Below are 19,221 nucleotides of genomic sequence, written 5' to 3'. Positions count from 1 at the left end.
TTAATCCTATCTAGGCATGCGGGAGGATGCGTTATGTCTGCCTATCAGAAAGAATATTTATTGGCCAAGGAAGATCCTAAACAGTTTTGGCAGAGCCAAGCGGACAATATTGATTGGTTTAAAAAACCGACCAAGATTTTAGAGCTTGATAATAATGGCATTGAACGCTGGTTTACCGATGGTGTTCTCAATACATGTTGGTTGGCGCTAGATTATCACTGTGAGCAGGGGCGGGGTGACAATGTCGCTCTAATTTATGACTCTCCGGTTACAGGAAATAAAAGCCAATACACTTATCATCAGTTACGAGACCAAGTATCGAAAGTTGCAGGCATGCTTGCTAGTCAAGGGGTAGAAAAAGGCGATCGTGTGATTATTTACATGCCTATGATTCCTGAGGCCGCAATGGCTATGCTGGCATGCGCAAGACTAGGTGCTATTCACTCCGTGGTGTTTGGTGGCTTTGCTCCCCATGAACTTGCGGTTCGAATTGATGATGCGCAGCCCAAAGCCATTATGACGGCTTCTTGTGGTATTGAATTTACAACAGTGATTCCTTATAAGCCTCTTGTCGATAAAGCTATCAAACAAAGTCATTGGAAACCTGAAAAAGTATTTGTGTTCCAGCGCCCTGAGTGTCAAGCAGAGTTAGCTCAACCTTATGACTTAGATTGGCAGCAAGAAGTTGAGAAAGCTCAACCTCACTCATGCGTTCCCGTTTTGGCTACTGACCCTTTATATATACTCTATACATCCGGAACGACAGGTAAACCTAAAGGGGTTGTAAGGGACAATGGTGGTCATGCTGTTGCGCTCAAGTACTCTATGAGCGCGATTTATAACGTTGCTGAAGATGGCGTTTATTGGGCCGTCTCTGATGTTGGTTGGGTATTAGGCCATTCATACATTGTTTATGCACCTTTGATCCATGGCTGTAAAAGTGTCTTATATGAGGGGAAACCAATAAAAACGCCCGATGCTGGCGCATTTTGGCGTGTTTGTGCAGAACATCAAGTGAACGTTTTATTTGCTGCTCCCACCGCTTTTCGTGCAATAAAGAAAGAAGACTTTGACGGTGTCGAAATTGGCAAGTATGACTTATCCAAATTACACACAATTTTCATGGCTGGCGAGCGGCTTGACCCTCCAACTTTAGCCTGGGCACAGGAAAAAACATGTAAATCTATCATTGATAATTGGTGGCAAACCGAGACGGGCTGGCCCATGGTAGCAAATCCTATTGGACTTGAGCCCATGCCAGTTAAGGCAGGATCATCAACCAAACCTGTACCCGGCTACAACATAGAAATACTTAATGAACAAGGGGAGGTTTTAGGGCCTAATCAGCAGGGCTTTATTGCCATTAAACGTCCTTTACCCCCAAGTTGTTTGCCTACGATATGGCGCAATCATGAAAGGTTCGAATCTAGTTACCTAAATGTATTTCCCGGTTACTATATATGTGGCGATGGCGGCTATTTTGATAGTGATGGATATTTGTACATTATGGGCCGGGTTGATGACGTAATTAATGTCGCAGGGCATAGGTTATCAACAGGGGAAATGGAGGAGGTCGTTGCTGCACATCCAGCTATTGCCGAATGTGCCGTAGTGGGGATCAGCGATGAATTAAAAGGACAGTTGCCTCTGGGGCTTGTGGTGCTCAAGGATGGGGTTAAGGTGGATGACAATCAACTAGAGGGCGAAATTGTTGATGTTGTGCGAGACAAAATTGGCGCGGTTGCCTGTTTTAAGCAAGCTTTGGTGGTTGAGCGTTTACCAAAGACTCGATCGGGTAAAATTTTACGAAAGACCATTCGACAGATAGCCGATGGGGAAGAGTATACTGTTCCTTCTACAATTGACGATCCAAGCAGTTTAAGGGAAATAGAAAAAATACTAGAGCGCTAGACTAACGCATTGAACATCCGCCAAATAGCCTTTAGTATATTGAGCTACTTGGTGTACTAAGCTCTGTGATTATTTTACATATAGGGTGGGCTATGAAAAACATCACAATTCGAGTTGCACAAACTCAGGATGTAGAGCAGCTCGATGAATTAATGTTTAGGCTTCATGATGAGCACCATCACCAATGCCCTGAACATTTTAAACCTGCTCAAGAGATAGAGCAGGAAAAAAGCATTACTCGTTATATCAACTCGCCAGATTGTTTAGTGTTGGTTGCTTGCGACGGCGATTATATCCTTGGTTTTATTACCGGACATTTTTGTGAGCTCATTTCAAGTGTGAGTAAGCCGGTTCAAATGGGAAGTATTGATGAACTTTATGTTGTGCCTGAAATGCGAAAGTTTGGTATTGCGACACAGCTATATCACGATCTAGAACATCGTTTTGACGAGTATGGTGTCAAACAAGTGTTTGTCGAGGTATGGGACTTTAACCATGTCGCACTCGATTTATACAAGGGTTTAGCGTTCCAAAATCATATTCACTGGTTACGCAAATCAATCAGTTAGCGTTGCTTTTTCTTGGCCAATCAATTTGTTGGCGATACGAGACAAACCCAGCACAAAAAGATTGTGGTTTTTTCTCATTCTGATTTAGTTGACCTTCGTGTTGCAGTCATTTAAGGTCTCGGTCCGGCATTGCACAGATGATGATTTAGGCTGAGATAAAGTTGTACAAAATTAACGAAATGTTTGAAACCATACAGGGTGAAGGTGTCTTTACGGGGGTGCCATCTGTATTCATTCGCCTACAGGAATGCGCTGTCGGTTGCTCTTGGTGTGATACTAAGCATACTTGGGATGCAACCCCTCAAGACGAGCGTCCTTTAAATGAAATTCTGACTAAAACAAAGGACTCGTCTACATGGTGCAGTGCCGAGAGTTCTGACATTATTAATCAATATCATCAATTGGGTTACCAAGCTAAACACATCGTGATTACAGGCGGAGAGCCATGCATTTATGATTTGCAACCACTCACTGAAGCCTTTGAAAATATTGGGTGTAGTTGCCAAGTGGAGACCAGTGGTACATCCGAGGTATTAACCAGTGAGAAGACATGGGTGACAGTGTCACCAAAAGTGGCGATGAAAGGAAAGCTCCCTGTGCTGGATAATGCATTACTACGAGCAAATGAGATCAAACATCCGGTAGGGACAACCAAAGATATTGATCACTTAGATGAGCTAATAGAGCGAGCCAGCGTGCCAGAGAGCACAGTGATCGCACTGCAACCCATTAGCCAGAAACCTCGAGCAACTCAACTTTGTATTAATACCTGTATCGAGCGTAACTGGCGACTTTCAATTCAATCCCACAAATATTTGAACATTGCTTAAAGGACATAAGAAGAATGAAAAAAGCTGTAGTCGTATTCAGTGGAGGGCAAGACTCTACTACTTGCTTAGTTCAAGCACTCAATGAATTTGATGAAGTTCATGCTATTACTTTCGATTACGGACAAAGGCATAGGTTAGAAATCGAAGTCGCCCAAAGTTTAGCTAAAGAGTTGGGGGTCACGGCTCATAAAGTTATGGATGTCGGTCTGCTTAATGAATTGGCGATTAGCTCGCTAACTCGAGATGACATTCCAGTCTCTCATGAGCTGCAGGGCAATGGTTTACCAAACTCCTTCGTACCCGGTCGAAATATTTTATTCTTAACACTTGCGGGTATTTACGCATACCAAATTGGCGCAACCACCATCATTACGGGTGTATGTGAAACCGACTTTTCTGGTTACCCTGACTGTCGTGATAGCTTTGTCAAAGCTATGAATACGGCTCTTGCTCAAGGGATGGAATACCAGTTGGAGATTTCCACTCCTTTAATGTGGCTTAATAAGGCTGAAACTTGGGCGCTTGCCGATCAGTACCAGGCTCTCGATTTGGTGAAAGACAAAACGTTAACTTGTTATAACGGTGTCATTGGTGACGGTTGTGGAGACTGCCCTGCGTGTGGGCTCAGAAAAGCAGGGCTAGAGGATTACCTAAATGACCGTGAGGCTATGATGGCTTCTTTGGTTAAAAAACAGCAGCCTGTCTAAAAACGATATAAAAATGCCCTCATAAGGTCTAGGAGGGCATATTAAAATGGCTTATTAACCTAAATACATTTTCGCTAATTCATCAGGTTCTACTTCTTTTCCTTCCAATTGAGCGTTCCAGTTGGTACCAACTAAAACGCCATCTTCTGACAAGGTGAGTAACCAATCTTCGACGAAAATATCGAGTGGGATTTCTAATACTTCAAAATCGGCCCACTCTTCGACATTGTGCGCTTGCGCATCTTCCTTTGCCGACCAAAAAGGCATAACTTCGCTATTCTCAAACTCAGTAGAATCGCATGATAGCCATCCTTCTTCGTTACGAAGCCCCCAAACTAAATTGTTTTGTTTAGTGTCCGCTACAAAAAGCTCTAGGTTAGCTTGAATGTCAGAAGTTAAGTTGCTCATTGCGTTTTTCTCTTCATGGTAATTATGGATCAGGGTAGCACTGTTATCGCTAAAGCTAAATAAAAAACCAGATTTTCTATCTAGATAACCTTGCAGGCAAAACCTTTTAGATAAAACCCTTCTGGATAGGCAGTGTCTGTTGGATGGTCGGCAGCCTGTTCAAAGCGTTCAACAAACTTGACCTGGCGACCTGCGTCAACGGCGGCATCAGCAATGATCTTTTGAAAAAGTACTTGGTCCATTAACCCAGAACAAGAATAAGTTAGCAGTGTTCCACCAGTCCTTAAGATTTGCATAGCAAGCATATTAATGTCTTTATAGCCTCGACATGCTCCATTGAGTTGTGCTTTGCTCTCGGCAAATTTGGGCGGGTCCATGATCACGACATCGAATTTTGTTCCCTGATCTCTATATTCACGCAGTAACTTAAATACGTCCGCGTTGAGGAAAACGGCACGCTTTTTCGAAATATCAAACTGGTTAATTTCGGCATTTTGTTTTGCTGTATCCAATGCGGGCTGAGATACATCAGCGTTGATAACGCGTTTTGCCTCACCTTTCAATGCATATAAACCAAAGCCACCTGTGTAAGAAAAGCAGTTGAGCACTTCTTTGTCTTTACAATATTTGATGGCCTGTTGGCGGCTATCGCGCTGGTCGAGGTAGAATCCTGTTTTATGGCCAGCCTTAATATTTACGCTTATCTTAATGCCATTTTCTTCAATCACAACGGACTCTGGCGGCTCTTCACCATGCAACACGCCCATGCGCTCACTTAGTCCCTCTTTATTTCTCACCGCAACATCTGAGCGTTCATAAATGTTATGGTCTGGGAACACCTTTAATAGAGCGCGGATCAGGGTATCTTTTTGGTATTCGGCACCTGCACTTAATAGCTGACATACCAAGTAGTTTTGGTACTTATCGACGGTAATGCCCGGTAACCCGTCAGATTCAGCGGCAATTAAGCGATAGCCCGTAAGGCCGTCACGTTCAATAATATCCTGACGTAGTATTAGTGCTTGCTGGATCCGCTGAACAAAAAAATCTAAATCTATTTCTTGGTTCTCGAAGCTCCAAATTCTAGCACGAATTTGCGAATGTGGAGAGTAAGCAGCTTTTGCTAGCCAAGTGCCATCATGAGCAAAAACATCCACTGTTTCACCTAACGAAGGTTCACCCTCTATTTTTTTTATACCTCGAGAGAAAACCCAAGGATGTCTGCGCTTTAGCGACTTTTCTCGGCCTTTTTCTAGATAAATAGTTGGGGTCATTATGTTGCTCACTTGAATATTAAAGGGCTGGTATTGTGGTGGAAGTCTATAAGAAAATCAAACAAAACCACAAGTTAGAATTTTAATGTGTTTTGTGAATAAAGCCTTTTATATTTTTGCTAGAAAGTTATAAGGTCGATTAACTATCACAGCACATTGTATAGGTATATCATTATGGATCTTGAGTGCAAAAGATTTCTCATTAGTGGTTGCGTGCAGGGAGTGGGGTTTCGTTATCACACATCTCAGCAAGCTATGAAACTTGGGTTAACTGGCTATGCGAAAAACCTCGCAAGTGGACAGGTCGAGGTGTTGATTTGTGGGCATAGCCAGAACATGGTCAAGATGGAACAGTGGTTACAAAACGGGCCTAAGACTTCGTTGGTAGAATCCGTCGAGTCGGAATGCATGTCTTACCAGCTAATGACAGACTTTGATATTTTATAGGCACTTTGCGGGTTTGGGTAAACCTGCCAATTTTGTCGCTTGTTTGGCAGGGCCTTGTTTAAAGAGCTTAAATAAGTACTTACTGTTACCTTTATCTGGCCCATGCGCTTTTTCCATTGCTTTAACCAGCATCCTTACCGCAGGTGAAGTATTAAACTCTTCATAAAAGGCACGGACAAAGTGAACTACTTCTATATGTGCTTCTGTCAGCTCGATACCTTCCTGCTCTGCGAGCAACGCAATCATGCCTTCTTCCCAATCTGTGTGGTTAAGAAGGTATCCTTCGTTGTCGGTGTGAACGGTTTTGCCTTTGTACTCAAACATGTCATTCATTTCTTTATATAGTAGAACTGATAGGGTAGCTCAGCTCTGCGACCTATCGCAACACGTTAAAAAGAAAAAGCCCAGAAGACTATTCTTCTGGGCTATATCTAAGCGATATGTGGCTAGTATTTAGTCATCATTCATAATGCCAAGAATTGTGAGCAAGCTAGTGAACAAGTTCAAAATGTTAAGATACATAGAAATTGTTGCGCTAACATAGTTAGTTTCTTCACCGCGAACGATTCGGCTTGTGTCATACAAAATAAAGCCGGAGAACACAAGCGCTGACATACTGCTGATTGCAAGCTGGCCTAGGGTAGAGCCAACAAAGATATTAATGACTGCCGCAACGATGACAATAATCAATCCTGCGATAAGGAAATTACGCATGAAAGAAAAATCTTTCTTGCTGCTAATTGTATAAGCAGACAATCCAAGGAACACCATACCCGTTAGACCCAATGCCTGAGCAATAATTGATGGTCCATTAGGAATTGACGCATAGTGGTTGAGCATTGGTCCAAGAGCGCCACCCATCAATGTAGTAAAGACAAACGTCCAAACTATACCCATAGATGAATTGATACTTCTTGGCAAAGCGAAGAAAAGAATACCAATAGCGGCAACCTGCATAACAAGAGCCATCATAGGAGAAAGACCCATTGCCATGGTTGCAAGCGCTGCAATGGCACTGGTTACCAATGTCATGGATAGAAGAAAATAAGTGTTCTTCAGAGTTTTGTTGATCTCAAGTGTATTGGTTGCACTTGTAGAATGTGTAAACATAGGGCTGTTCATAATAGTCCTCGTAAGGGTTATGCTTATAGCTACATTTATGGGGGCAAGCTATGAAAAGATCAAGCCTTAACTATATGTGTATTACAACAAATTCTATATGAATTACATAAAAATGTATCAAGAAAGATGTAACACAATATAACAAATTGATTTTTAATAATTCTATGCTCTGTGATTATCTTTTTCAAATAAATCTAGTGGCTTAAAATCTGGGCTAAGAAGTTTTGAGTACGATCAGACTGAGGGTTCTCAAAGAAATCCACTGGGTTGTTCTCTTCAATGATCTCACCGGCATCCATAAATATAACGCGATCAGCGACTTCTTTAGCAAAGCCCATTTCGTGAGTGACGCAAAGCATGGTCATACCTTCTTCTGCTAGTTCAACCATAACGTCAAGCACCTCACGAACCATTTCAGGGTCGAGTGCAGAAGTGGGCTCGTCAAATAGCATCACCTGCGGGTTCATGCATAATGAGCGTGCAATCGCTACTCGCTGTTGTTGGCCGCCCGATAACTGGCCAGGGTATTTCTCTGCTTGGTCAGGAATCTTTACTCGCTCCAAGTACTTCATGGCGACTTGCTTGGCTTCATCTTTGGGCATTTTCTTAACCCAGATGGGGGCTAAGGTGCAATTTTCGAGTACGGTTAGGTGCGGAAATAGATTGAAATGCTGAAAACACATGCCTACATCTCTGCGCACGGCCTCGATATTTTTAAGGTCTTCGGTGATTTCGTTGCCTGATACAATAATTTGGCCTTTTTGATGTTCTTCAAGCCGATTGATACACCGTATCATGGTGGATTTTCCCGAGCCGGATGGACCACATATCACGATTTTTTCGCCTTTTTTAACACTAAGATTAATGTTTTTTAGTACGTGAAACTCCCCGTACCACTTGTTCATGTCCTTAATCTCAATCATCAAATCTTGCTGTGTCATAACATATCCTTGAGCGTTAAATTATCGTTTGTGGCCAGTATGGAGTTTGTTTTCGAGCCAAATAGAGTATCGAGACATGCCAAAACAAAATATCCAGAAAACCAATGCGACAAATACATAGCTTTCAGTCGCGAATCCTAACCATTGTGGATCAGTATTAGCTGCTTGGCCTATACCCAAAACATCAAACATTCCAATAATGAGAACTAAGCTGGTATCTTTGAACAGCCCAATAAAAGTATTCACAATTGATGGGATAGTGATCTTCAATGCTTGGGGTAATACAATTAAGCCCATTTTCTTCCAATAACTGAGCCCAAGTGCATCAGCCGCTTCATACTGACCTTTCGGGATGGCTTGTAATCCGCCTCTTACCACTTCTGCCATATAAGCCGCGCTAAACATGACTACCCCTATCAGCGCTCGTATGAGTTTGTCCGTTTCTGAACCTTGAGCAAGAAAGAGTGGTAACATGACAGACGCCATAAAGAGCACTGTGATAAGAGGAACTCCGCGCCAAATTTCAATGTAAACAGTACAAATACTTCGAATAATAGGCATCTCTGAACGCCGGCCAAGGGCCAGAGCAACACCAATGGGTAATGATACTACGATTCCAACTAAAGCGATGATTAATGTGACTAAAAGTCCTCCCCACTTGTGAGTTTCAACGACTTCAAGACCAAATACACCGCCATACAGTAGGGCAGCAATAATAAAAGGATAAATGTTAACAAAAAATAACCATATCCAAAGCCGTTTAGGTGTTTTTTCATAAGCTAGCAGAACGGTGAAGATGGCCAGTGTTGCGTAAAATAAACGCGGGCGCCATAATTCTTCTTGGGGGTAGAAGCCATACATAAATTGCTCCCAACGCACGCTGATAAACACCCAGCAGGCCCCTTCTCGTGAACAGTCATCTCGGGTTGTACCTATCCAGTCGGCTTGCAAAATTGCCCAGTTGAAAATGTTCCAAATTAAGGTGAACGCAATGTAAGCAAGGATAAGAGTAACAATAGAATTCACTGGACCATTGAACAGGTTTTTGCGCATCCACCCTATTGGCCCCACAGTATTGGCAGGAGGTGGTAAATCTGGCTGAAATTGATGTATCTTCATATCATCTCTCCACCAAAGCAACTTTACGGTTATAAATATTCATCAGTGCAGATGTCAGTAGACTTAGCGACAAGTAGACAGCCATAGTCATAGTAATAATTTCTATCGCTTGTCCTGTCTGGTTGAGGGTTGTTCCTGCGAATACTGATACTAAATCCGGGTAGCCAATCGCCATTGCCAATGATGAGTTTTTGGTCAGGTTAAGATATTGACTGGTTAATGGCGGTATGATGATTCTTAGTGCTTGCGGTACTATGACAAGCTTAAGCGTTCTAGAACGAGGAAGCCCAAGAGACATGGCGGCTTCTGTTTGACCATGACTAACGGCATTAATACCAGAACGAACAATTTCAGCAATAAATGATGCAGTGTAGATACTTAAAGCCAATAACAGGGCAGCAAGTTCTGGGATAATGCTGATACCGCCTTGGAAATTAAACCCTTGCAGTTTTGGGTAGTCTGCGGAGATGGGGGCTCCCATTAGAAAGTACACAGCGATAGGAAACACAAAAACCAAACCAAACACAATACGGCCCATTGGCGTCTGTTGCCCTGTCAGTCTCTGTTTATTATTTGCCCATACATTGATTAAAATACAAGCCACAATGCCTAAAACAAAACAGATGCCAACGATGGATGCTCCTTGTTCAAAGACAGGTGCCGGAAAATATAGGCCACGAACGTTTAAAAATATTGCTTCACCAAGACTGAGGCTTTGTCTAGCGGAAGGCAGTGCTTGTAGTACTGCGAAATACCAAAAAAAGATTTGCAAAAGTAATGGGACATTACGAAAAATTTCTATGTACACAGCAGCTAAACGGCTCACTAACCAGTTAGAGGATAAGCGAGCAATGCCCATGATAAAACCAATAACTGTGGCCAAAATGATACCGAGCACAGAGACAAGTGCTGTATTTAAAAGTCCGACGACAAAAGTCCGGCCATATGAAAATGTTTCGTTGTACTCAATCAGCGACAATCCTATCCCAAACCCTGCTTCTTGGGATAAGAAACCAAATCCCGTTGCTATACCACGAGCTTCAAGGTTGGTAAGAGCATTATTGACGATTGTGTAAAAGAAAAAAAACAACGCGAGTATGGCGATGATCTGAAAAACAACTGATCGAAATGTGGGGTTATAAAAAAGGCTACTTTTAGAGTTCTGGCTTTGTGCGCTAGGCTCATGGGCATTAGTATGTTTCATCTCGCTATGGCCTCAATCCCTTGTTTATAAAAAGGGCGGCAATACCGCCCATTTTGGTTAAGCCTGCTAGCGAATAGGTGGTGCATACATAAACCCACCAGCATTCCATAGCGAATTAACACCACGAGAAATTTGTAGTGGAGAGCCGCTACCAACGGTGCGCTCGAAGCTTTCCCCGTAATTCCCGACCTGTTTTACAATTTGATACCCCCAGTCGTCACGTATGCCAAGACCTTTTCCTTTTGGTCCTTCAATACCCAAGATTCTTTTTACATTAGGATCTTTCGACTTTAACATCTCTTCGGCATTTTTGGAGGTAATGCCATATTCCTCGGCATTGACCATGGCTGCTAATGTCCATTTTCCGATATTAAACCATTGGTCATCACCTTGGCGAACTACAGGGCCTAGTGGTTCTTTAGAAATGATCTCTGGTAAAACTACTGCAGAGGCAGGATCTTGGAGATTTAAGCGCAGCGCATAGAGTCCTGATTGGTCGGTTGTTAACGCGTCACAGCGCCCAGCATCAAAACCCTTAGAAGTTTGTGCTGCAGTGTCGAAAACGACAGGCTTGTAAGACATACCACTATTTCTGAAGTAATCCGCTAAATTGAGCTCTGTAGTGGTACCAGACTGAACACAAACAGAAGCGCCATTAAGCTCTTTCGCACTTTTGATACCAAGATCTTTTTTTACCATAAAGCCTTGACCATCATAGTAATTAACTCCGACAAAGTTGAGGCCAAGCGCTGTATCTCGGTGCAATGTCCAAGTGGTGTTGCGCGATAGCACATCAATTTCACCAGATTGTAGGGCGGTAAAGCGTTCCTTCGCTGTTAAGGGGACATACTTAACTTTTTTCTTGTCGCCCAGAACGGCTGCGGCTAATGCTTGACAATATTCGACGTCAATACCTTCCCATTCGCCTTTTGAGTTAGGGTTGGAAAACCCAGGTAGCCCTGTACTGACACCACAAGTTAGGAAACCCTGTTTCGTCACTTTGGCTAGGGTAGTGTCTGCAGCTGAGACGCCCGTAGACATCAGAGCAGTCGAAGCCGCTACTAATGAAGCAATAAATGTGAGTTTGTTTGCCATTTGAATCCTTCCTATATGATCCATGTTAAATTAGGTACCACTTATCACAACGAATGAAAAATGTGTTGTTTATCAATGGTTATTGTAAAATCATTCAAAAAAACGACTTGTATATAAATCAACCATTTATAAGAATAGGTAAGGATTAGCAAATTCTCAAATATATCATTTAAAAGCGATTATTATGTGAAGTCACTTATCTCAGACCTAATTTAATGATTAAATATTAAACAAAAGGGTGTAGTGTGAAACCTCACATTAATAGTTCAAAGGTAAACTATTTCACCAATATACTAATTTGACAGTAATAAAGTTTACCGAACGAAATATTGCCAAAAGATAACCTTGTTATTTTGAATTTATTTAGCACTAAATATTGCCCTCATGAGTAACCGCTGTATTTATGTATCACACTTTTGATAGTATCTTGTGTAATAGCTTGTAAGTTTGCTTAAGGATTGAAATGCAATATTTTCCACTGTTCATGAATCTTAGAGACCGGCCTGTTTTGGTTGTTGGAGGAGGAGAAGTGGCTTGTCGTAAGGTTGATAGCCTAGTTCGAGCTGGTGCAATTGTATCCATTGTCTCTCCGCACATTGATCCGCATTTACAACATTTAGTTGAACGTAACGAATGTCACTGGATCCAAAATTTCTACTCTAAAGTGTTACTTGATAAGAAATACCTCCAAGTTTGGGCCACAACGGATAACCCTGAACTCAATCACCGAGTGTATGATGATGCCAAAGCCCTGGGGATTCTGGTTAATGTGGTTGATGATCAACCTTATTGTGATTTTATTACACCTTCAATGATCACTCGTGGCAGAATTCAAATCGCGATATCAAGTGGAGGAGCATCACCTGTTCTTATTCGCAATATTAGAGAGCAGCTAGAATCAAATTTGGCGTTTAACCTCTCTTTGTTAGCAGACTTTGGTTTGTCCAAAAGAGGGGATATTAAGCAGCGTCTACCTTCGGTTGACCAACGGCGAAAGTTTTGGGAAGTGTTTTTTGCCAGCGCTCATGTTCAAAACGCAACTGAACGTTCACAATTGGAAGCAGAGTATTTAAAGCTATTAGATAGTGACATTGAATTTCAAGGCTCTGTTACATGGGTAGAATTTGGTAATGATGTCGAGTTATTACCGATCAAAGCATTACGATTAATGCAGCAATCGGAACAAGTCCTGTATACTCCGAAGTGCCCTGTTGAGTTCCTAGATATCAGTCGAAGAGATGCTGAGAGGCATATGTATGAAGATGAAGTTGACTTATCTGAAAAGCTAATTGATGGTCGGAAAAAAAATCTTCGCCTAGTTGTTCTTATCCCTTCTGAAGCACCTGAATATAAGTTTCTTATTAATGGGGATTTGCATATCCGATTGGGACGAATTTGAAAATGAACACTCCAAGTTTTTCGATAAGGACTTGGAGTGTTCTAATTAGTCGTGTTTAGTCTCGGAAGTTTTCGTACTGAAAAGGTTGGCCAAGATCGGCTTCTCGGATCATTGTAATGGTAGCCTGAAGGTCATCCCTTTTTTTACCCGTTACCCGAACTTTCTCACCTTGTATCGATGCTTGTACTTTCAGTTTGGCATCTTTAATCGCTTTGACGACTTTCTTTGCCATTGGCGTCTCGATTCCCTGTTTAAAAATAACGATTTGATGCCACTTTTTGCCCGTCGCTTCTTCGCCTTTGGCTTCCATAGCATTTACATCAACGCCTCTTTTAGTAAGATGAGAGCGTAATATATCGCGCATTTGTTTTAGCTGAAAATCACCCTCAGCATTCAACTTTACCGATTCATCTTTTTGCATTTCAAACGAGGCTTCGACGCCACGAAAATCAAAACGAGTAGATAACTCGCGAGAGGCATTATCGACTGCATTTCTAAGTTCAACAGTATCGATTTCAGATACGATATCAAAAGATGGCATTACTTATTCCTCTATATTTAGCCGCGTGATTTAACTGCATTAGCTAGCAAATCCAACATCTTGACTGTGTCTTCCCAGCTCAGACATGGATCGGTAATGGACTGGCCATATACTAAGTTATCAATGTCGTTCATGGGCTGATTGCCTTCAATAATAAAACTTTCCGCCATGATACCAGCAATTTGATTTTTCCCTGATAGAATCTGATCACAAATATCTTGCGCGACGTCTAATTGCTTCCTGTGTTGTTTTAGGCAGTTTGCGTGACTAAAGTCAACCACTAGGCGAGCTGGGAGATCGAAGCTTGCTAGTTGTTGGCATGCTGAGTTTACAGAGTCGCTATCGTAGTTAGGTCCTTTATCGCCGCCTCTAAGAATGACATGCCCATATGGATTACCACAGGTACGATACACTGTCATACGTCCATTTTTATCGGGTGAGTAAAAGTAGTGAGAAGCTTTGGATGCGCGGATAGCATCGATAGAAATTTTTACGTTGCCATTGGTTCCGTTCTTAAACCCTACAGGGCAAGATAAAGCAGAGGCCATTTCTCTGTGTATTTGAGACTCTGTAGTCCGCGCACCAATGGCTCCCCATGAGATTAAATCAGCGATGTACTGGCCTGTAATCATATCAAGGAATTCAGTCGCAGTTGCCAAACCAAGCTTGTTTATATCAAGCAAAAGCTTGCGTGCTTTGTTTAGTCCTGCTTCTAATGCATATGAGCCATCAAGGTTTGGATCTGTGATCAGGCCTTTCCAGCCAACTACAGTGCGTGGTTTTTCAAAATAGGTACGCATAACGATAAACAGTTCGTCTTGGTACTCTTCCTTAACCTCAACCAAACGTTTGGCATAGTCAAGTGCTGCATCCGTATCGTGTACAGAACAGGGGCCAACTATTACTAGCAGTCGTTTGTCTTCACCTGTTAAAATCCTTTCGATTTGGCGGCGAGATTCAGCGACGCGCTCTGCAACATCTTCCGTAATTGGGTGTGCGCTGCCAAGTTCTGAGGGTGTTGGCATTGGGCCTAATGGTTGGGTTCTTAACTCATCGGTTTTAATTGGCATAAACTCGCCTGTTATTTTTATCGCGAAGGGTTAAAGATAACGGAAACCACAAGACTAATAAACCTTTAGCATAATATTCTTGATGTTGTACTAGTCTATGGTCAGCTTTTGGTGCTCTGTTTACCATAATCAAAATATGTAACGTTAACATTTTGTTGACATTGACTTAAATTCGTTATCAACTAGGCAGAATCAAAAATGACATCGGACCAGTCAATGATTTCTTCTCTTGCTAAAGCCAATATATATCTAAAAATGTTTGGTTTCTTTAAAGTTCCACTTATTTGGTTATGTGGTCCAAAGATTTTGCAGCTCAATGACAAAAGTGTGGAAATAAAAATACCGCTGAGAAGAAAAACAAAAAACCACCTCAATAGCATGTATTTTGGTGTGTTGGCTGTAGGGGCTGATGTGGCTGGCGGTTTTATGGCAATGAGCAAAGCACAGGCAAGAGGGCATAGGGTTTCATTGGCATTTAAAGCGGTAGACGGGCAATTTCTTAAAAGGCCAGAAGGTGATGTCCATTTTTTATGCCATGATGGGGAGTTAATTGACGCAATGTTAGATGAGACGGTGGCAACAGGGCAGCGAGTAAACCAACAAGTCAAAATAACCGCCATTTGTCCCAAGCTTCATGGTGATGAACCAATGGCGGAGTTCTTTCTCACTCTATCGCTGAAGAAAGTGGGAGGCTAGTAGTGTCGAGATCCACTTGCTCAATAGCGACAATTTTGTTTCTATTTAATACAATCTTCCATCGATAATACGTCGGTTCGTCATTATGGTTATCTTCTTTAGCGATAAGGTTGATCAAATGACGTTTTTCTACGGATTCTTGACTCACTTGGTTGTTGCTGAGGGTATAAACCTTGTTTGACCCTTTGTCCATGAGACGCATCAAAGGGCGCATGCTGAGAATCATAGACTCTTTTGTCTCTTCGTAACCACTCATAAACTTTGATGTGGACATTTCTGTTTCACTTCGATAATGCAGAACCTGCTCTTCCCTTTGCACAACGCGTTTTTTTCGTATGGTTTGTATGCGGTCTGGAAGTTTTTGCAAATTTTTATAGTCTAGCCATTCCAATTTCTGGCCAACGGCTTTGTTTGTGGTGGGATCGAGATAGTATTTTCTCCACTTAGGACGTCCTTTCCTAATCCATCGCCACAGAACGTCTCGAAGATCATCTTTGAATATTTCACGAAGTGCATATACAAAAGACATCCAAATAATAAAGGAGACAGTAATTTCTCCCCAATAGTCTCTCGCAAGGATTGCCGTAATAGTAACGAACACCATGACAAAACCTGTGGCAGAGCCCTTAACCACACGTTTCATGTTTTTGCCGAGTGACTGAGTTTTTGCTTTTAAAACGACAGGGTGTTCAATCAAACGACGCAGTAGACGCATTTTATTACTTAGCCTTGTTACGTCGTCACGTACACTTTTTGAGTTGTAATTATTCAGCTTTCGATGAGCAGCTTCCTTCTCTACTATGGCGAGTAGCCTTTCTTTAATCGTTTTATAATCTGCATCCCGAGGCATATGGGCAATCAAAGACATGAAACGTTGACCTGTATACCAAGATAAATAATTATCTATATTCGCGTAGTAGCGTTTTTGGCTTTCTTCATATGGAATACTTCGCCTAAGTTTTTTTAAAATATCGAGTGCAAGCTCGATCACTTCATCGACTTCTTCAGTGGTTACGACTTCGCTGTTATGTTTGTTCAGCTCATTAACCGCATTATCCAGAGCGATAACATACTGGTAAGCAAACAAACTGATACTGACACGATATTGGGTAGAAGAAAGTCGACCTCGTTTTGCCAGTCGGCTATGTACTAAAGGTAGGAGTGTTTTGTCACTAAAATAAGCACGCTTTTGGATTATGGATTCATAATAGATTTCATTTTCCTTTAACACATTAGGTGTTAGGCCAAGTTCTCCAGGAACGAAAAAATAGAGGTCAAGGTCTGACTTTTTTGATGAAGCCATTGAGTGGGAAATCTTAAGAGTGATGCCGTCCTGCTTATCAACGGTGATCAAAGAATATACTCCTGAAAAAATTCTCTTTATCTCGCGAAAGCATAACAGAGTTTCGCTATAATGACCTCAAATTTAGTAAGAGACCATTGAAATGATTAGAGTTGGACGGATAAATCACTTGGAAATCGTCAAAAAAACAGATTTCGGACTATTCCTTGATGCAGGTGATTATGGCACGAGCTTACTGCCAAATAAATTTGCTCCATCAAGTGCTGAGATTGGTCAATTTTTAGATGTTTTTTTGTACTTTGACTCGGACAATCAACTTGTTGCTACCACTGAATCGCCTGTAGCTCAAGTCGGAGAGTTTGGGCTGATGAGAATTGAAGGTGTCAATAATATCGGAGCGTTTGTCGATTGGGGAATTAAAGGTAAAGATCTACTCATTCCATTTAGTGAGCAGCGAACTCGATTTTCAGCAGGGCAAAACATTCTTGTTTATGTCTACACAGATAAGGCTTCGGGGCGTATTGTTGGAACCACTAAGTTTAATAAGTGGCTAGATAAAACACCAGCAAACTACCAACGCAATCAACAAGTTGATTTGATTATTGCTGAGCGCAGTGAGTTGGGCTTTAAAGCGATCGTTGAAGGCCAACATTGGGGCATGATTTTCAAATCGGATGTCTTTGGCAAATTGTTCATTGGTAAACGATTGAAAGGGTATATTAAATCCGTTCGTGAGGATGGGAAAATTGACCTTACTTTACAGAAAGTCGGGGTTGCTAAAATGGATGACCTAAGCGAAAAGGTTCTTGACTTATTGGAAAAGAAAGGTGGTTTCTTGCCGTTAAATGACAAGTCTTCACCAGAAAGTATCTTCTCCACTTTTCGAACAAGCAAAGGGACATTTAAGAAAACTATCGGTGGTTTATATAAACAGGGGAAAATATCGATCGATGAACAAGGAATTCATCTAATTTCTTAAACTATCGGTTTATAATAAAACCCACTAGGCCTTGGAAACAGCCTAGTGGGGAAGAGCGCTTTAAAACAGGTTTTTGTCTCGTACCAGCTCTCTAGGTAGACCATTCTTTATTCGATTTCCGACCCACTTTCCTAAGCCTATGACATCATCACCGAGTTTAACTATAACCTCACCTTTCCCTGACTGATTTTGTGGCCTAATGTCTCTGCCCATGAACCATTCTCTTGCTTCGGGCATCGTCAATTGAATACAGTTAGGCTCTGACCCTGATGCTAATGCAGTCGCAACCTGATGTTGCCATCGGTAGCCGTTTTTGTGAGATTCAGCAATCTTAACCCCCATTCTTGAAAACTTAAATTGGCCAATAAGTGGCTCCAAAGCGCTTGGGAATAACCAGACATCTTTATCTCTTAACCATATGTCTGATTGGCAAGGTAGCTCTATATTTAAGCTTTCATAAAGGTTATGCGCAATCTGTTGTTTTACCTTACTTGATGCTTTTTCAAATGGAAACTTACCCAGTCGTTTCTTTACCTTAGGTGGTACTGCCGTTCCAAGTTTCCTGATTTTTGCAACAAAAAAACCCTCACAATCATATATTTGTGGGAAAATGTGCAAAAAGCCATGTTCAGTAATGGCTTTATCTGCGCCCGAAAATAACGAGTTTAGTGATTCAAAAGAGACTAAACCAGGGTATTCATCCTCCAAATGAAGGCAAACCTCTTGATTTTCTTCAACACTCAGCGTACAAGTCGAATAGACCATAACACCACCTGGTTTTAACGCATGAAAGGCGCTTTCGATTAAGTCTTTCTGGGTCTGAGAGATAGTCTGTACAGCCTCTTTGCTCCAGTTTTTCATCGCATCAGGGTCTTTGCGCACAGTCCCTTCGCCAGAGCACGGTGCATCAATAAGGACAGCGTCGAAGCTTTCAGGGAGCCACCCCCCAAAGACACGGCCATCATAATTGCTAAGAGCCGAGTTACGTACACCACATCGTTCGATATTGGCATGTAGAACTTTAACGCGACTGGATGAAAACTCATTTGCAACCAGCACACCCTTATTGTTCATTCTTGCAGCGATTTGTGTGGTTTTAGAACCTGGAGCAGCAGCCATATCAAGAACGGCGCTAAACTCATCTTGTAAGCCATCGAATAGTGCCGATACAGGCATCATAGAGCTGGCTTCCTGAATATAAAATAGACCACACATATGTTCAGCAGTATTACCAAGCGGTGTGATAGATTCATCGGCCTCAATCCAAAACCCCTCTTTACACCATGGGATAGGAGACAATTGCCAGCCTTTTTCAGTTGCACGCTGAACGAAATCATCAATAGAGATTTTTAGTGTGTTAACACGGATGCTTTTACGAAGTGGGCGCTTGCAGGCGGCCGTGAAGCCTGAAATATCCAGCCCGCTAGGCATAATTGCCTGCATTTCGTTCAGGAATTCTTCAGGTAGATAGACGTTTTGATGCAAAGTGATATCTCGTGCACGTAAAGGTAGAAAATTATAACGAATTAAAGCAAAAAACGCAGTCTTTAACACTAATGCCGTTCACTTAAGGTGAGCGGCATTGTTTTTTCTGGGGTATCGGCTT

At 41.9% G+C, this 19,221-nt stretch carries 20 protein-coding genes; 8 read left to right on the top strand and 12 right to left on the bottom strand.

What is annotated here, in order from left to right; all coding sequences use genetic code 11:
- Positions 1 to 33 precede the first annotated feature (33 nt).
- The 4 genes from AAFM34_RS07315 (at position 34) to queC (ending at position 4,017) form a co-directional block, all read left to right on the top strand.
- Positions 34 to 1,911: a propionyl-CoA synthetase gene (locus AAFM34_RS07315; protein ID WP_341661416.1), complete on the top strand. Its 1,878-nt coding sequence runs from the start codon at positions 34 to 36 to the stop codon at positions 1,909 to 1,911.
- 92 nt (positions 1,912 to 2,003) lie between these two features.
- A complete protein-coding gene (locus tag AAFM34_RS07310) occupies positions 2,004 to 2,480 on the top strand; it encodes a GNAT family N-acetyltransferase (protein WP_341661413.1) in 477 nt (158 codons plus the stop codon).
- A 161-nt stretch (positions 2,481 to 2,641) separates the two neighbouring features.
- A complete protein-coding gene (queE, locus tag AAFM34_RS07305) occupies positions 2,642 to 3,310 on the top strand; it encodes a 7-carboxy-7-deazaguanine synthase QueE (RefSeq protein WP_341661411.1) in 669 nt (222 codons plus the stop codon).
- A gap of 14 nt (positions 3,311 to 3,324) precedes the next feature.
- The gene (gene queC / locus AAFM34_RS07300; protein WP_341661409.1) at positions 3,325 to 4,017 is read left to right on the top strand and encodes a 7-cyano-7-deazaguanine synthase QueC; all 693 of its coding nucleotides are present in this window, start codon (positions 3,325 to 3,327) and stop codon (positions 4,015 to 4,017) included.
- 54 nt (positions 4,018 to 4,071) lie between these two features.
- Here queC and AAFM34_RS07295 read toward each other — a convergent pair whose 3' ends face one another.
- Both AAFM34_RS07295 and AAFM34_RS07290 read right to left on the bottom strand, forming a co-directional pair.
- The gene (locus tag AAFM34_RS07295) at positions 4,072 to 4,425 is read right to left on the bottom strand and encodes a DUF2750 domain-containing protein (protein ID WP_341661407.1); all 354 of its coding nucleotides are present in this window, start codon (positions 4,423 to 4,425) and stop codon (positions 4,072 to 4,074) included.
- An 80-nt stretch (positions 4,426 to 4,505) separates the two neighbouring features.
- A complete protein-coding gene (locus AAFM34_RS07290) occupies positions 4,506 to 5,699 on the bottom strand; it encodes a class I SAM-dependent methyltransferase (RefSeq protein WP_341661405.1) in 1,194 nt (397 codons plus the stop codon).
- A 174-nt stretch (positions 5,700 to 5,873) separates the two neighbouring features.
- On the opposite strand from AAFM34_RS07290, the gene yccX reads away from it, so the two are divergent.
- A complete protein-coding gene (yccX, locus tag AAFM34_RS07285) occupies positions 5,874 to 6,146 on the top strand; it encodes an acylphosphatase (protein ID WP_341661403.1) in 273 nt (90 codons plus the stop codon).
- Here the strand turns inward: yccX and AAFM34_RS07280 are convergent.
- From AAFM34_RS07280 to AAFM34_RS07255, 6 genes are all read right to left on the bottom strand, one after another.
- Positions 6,141 to 6,470, bottom strand: a complete 330-nt coding sequence (locus AAFM34_RS07280) for a TusE/DsrC/DsvC family sulfur relay protein (RefSeq protein WP_341661401.1) — start codon at positions 6,468 to 6,470, stop codon at positions 6,141 to 6,143. The two genes, yccX and AAFM34_RS07280, sit on opposite strands and share 6 nt — an antisense overlap.
- Before the next feature lie 129 nt (positions 6,471 to 6,599).
- The gene (locus AAFM34_RS07275; protein WP_341661399.1) at positions 6,600 to 7,268 is read right to left on the bottom strand and encodes a Bax inhibitor-1/YccA family protein; all 669 of its coding nucleotides are present in this window, start codon (positions 7,266 to 7,268) and stop codon (positions 6,600 to 6,602) included.
- A 194-nt stretch (positions 7,269 to 7,462) separates the two neighbouring features.
- Complete coding sequence (locus tag AAFM34_RS07270; protein WP_341661397.1) at positions 7,463 to 8,209, bottom strand: amino acid ABC transporter ATP-binding protein; 747 nt, start codon at positions 8,207 to 8,209, stop codon at positions 7,463 to 7,465.
- Positions 8,210 to 8,230: 21 nt separating this feature from the next.
- Entirely contained in the window at positions 8,231 to 9,328 is a 1,098-nt protein-coding gene (locus AAFM34_RS07265) for an amino acid ABC transporter permease (protein ID WP_341661395.1), read from the bottom strand.
- A gap of 1 nt (position 9,329) precedes the next feature.
- On the bottom strand, positions 9,330 to 10,532 hold the full coding sequence (locus AAFM34_RS07260; protein ID WP_341661393.1) for an amino acid ABC transporter permease: 1,203 nt from the start codon (positions 10,530 to 10,532) through the stop codon (positions 9,330 to 9,332).
- Between the two features lie 66 nt (positions 10,533 to 10,598).
- A complete protein-coding gene (locus tag AAFM34_RS07255) occupies positions 10,599 to 11,627 on the bottom strand; it encodes an amino acid ABC transporter substrate-binding protein (RefSeq protein ID WP_341661391.1) in 1,029 nt (342 codons plus the stop codon).
- A gap of 463 nt (positions 11,628 to 12,090) precedes the next feature.
- Here AAFM34_RS07255 and AAFM34_RS07250 point away from each other — a divergent pair, with 463 nt between their 5' ends.
- Positions 12,091 to 13,026, top strand: coding sequence for an NAD(P)-dependent oxidoreductase (locus tag AAFM34_RS07250; RefSeq protein WP_341661389.1), 936 nt, complete (start codon positions 12,091 to 12,093; stop codon positions 13,024 to 13,026).
- Positions 13,027 to 13,081: 55 nt separating this feature from the next.
- Here the strand turns inward: AAFM34_RS07250 and AAFM34_RS07245 are convergent, their stop codons facing one another.
- Together AAFM34_RS07245 and AAFM34_RS07240 are read right to left on the bottom strand one after the other, a co-directional pair.
- Positions 13,082 to 13,567, bottom strand: coding sequence for a YajQ family cyclic di-GMP-binding protein (locus tag AAFM34_RS07245; protein WP_341661387.1), 486 nt, complete (start codon positions 13,565 to 13,567; stop codon positions 13,082 to 13,084).
- A gap of 17 nt (positions 13,568 to 13,584) precedes the next feature.
- The gene (locus AAFM34_RS07240; RefSeq protein ID WP_341661385.1) at positions 13,585 to 14,637 is read right to left on the bottom strand and encodes a 3-deoxy-7-phosphoheptulonate synthase; all 1,053 of its coding nucleotides are present in this window, start codon (positions 14,635 to 14,637) and stop codon (positions 13,585 to 13,587) included.
- Between the two features lie 216 nt (positions 14,638 to 14,853).
- Here AAFM34_RS07240 and AAFM34_RS07235 point away from each other — a divergent pair, with 216 nt between their 5' ends.
- On the top strand, positions 14,854 to 15,333 hold the full coding sequence (locus AAFM34_RS07235) for a DUF4442 domain-containing protein (RefSeq protein ID WP_341661475.1): 480 nt from the start codon (positions 14,854 to 14,856) through the stop codon (positions 15,331 to 15,333).
- Here the strand turns inward: AAFM34_RS07235 and AAFM34_RS07230 are convergent.
- Positions 15,302 to 16,687 carry a hypothetical protein gene (locus AAFM34_RS07230; protein ID WP_341661383.1) on the bottom strand — a complete coding sequence of 462 codons (1,386 nt, stop codon included), beginning with the start codon at positions 16,685 to 16,687 and terminating at the stop codon, positions 15,302 to 15,304. The genes AAFM34_RS07235 and AAFM34_RS07230 overlap by 32 nt on opposite strands.
- Before the next feature lie 91 nt (positions 16,688 to 16,778).
- Here AAFM34_RS07230 and AAFM34_RS07225 point away from each other — a divergent pair, with 91 nt between their 5' ends.
- Positions 16,779 to 17,615: a S1-like domain-containing RNA-binding protein gene (locus AAFM34_RS07225; RefSeq protein WP_341661381.1), complete on the top strand. Its 837-nt coding sequence runs from the start codon at positions 16,779 to 16,781 to the stop codon at positions 17,613 to 17,615.
- A gap of 60 nt (positions 17,616 to 17,675) precedes the next feature.
- On the opposite strand, the gene rsmF is transcribed toward AAFM34_RS07225, so the two are convergent.
- A complete protein-coding gene (gene rsmF / locus AAFM34_RS07220) occupies positions 17,676 to 19,100 on the bottom strand; it encodes a 16S rRNA (cytosine(1407)-C(5))-methyltransferase RsmF (RefSeq protein WP_341661473.1) in 1,425 nt (474 codons plus the stop codon).
- Positions 19,101 to 19,221 lie beyond the last annotated feature (121 nt).

The organism is Vibrio sp., from assembly GCF_038138445.1.
Taxonomy (GTDB): domain Bacteria; phylum Pseudomonadota; class Gammaproteobacteria; order Enterobacterales; family Vibrionaceae; genus Vibrio.
The sequence above is the reverse complement of the archived record's forward strand: the minus strand, read 5'-3'. Positions and strand labels throughout refer to the sequence as shown.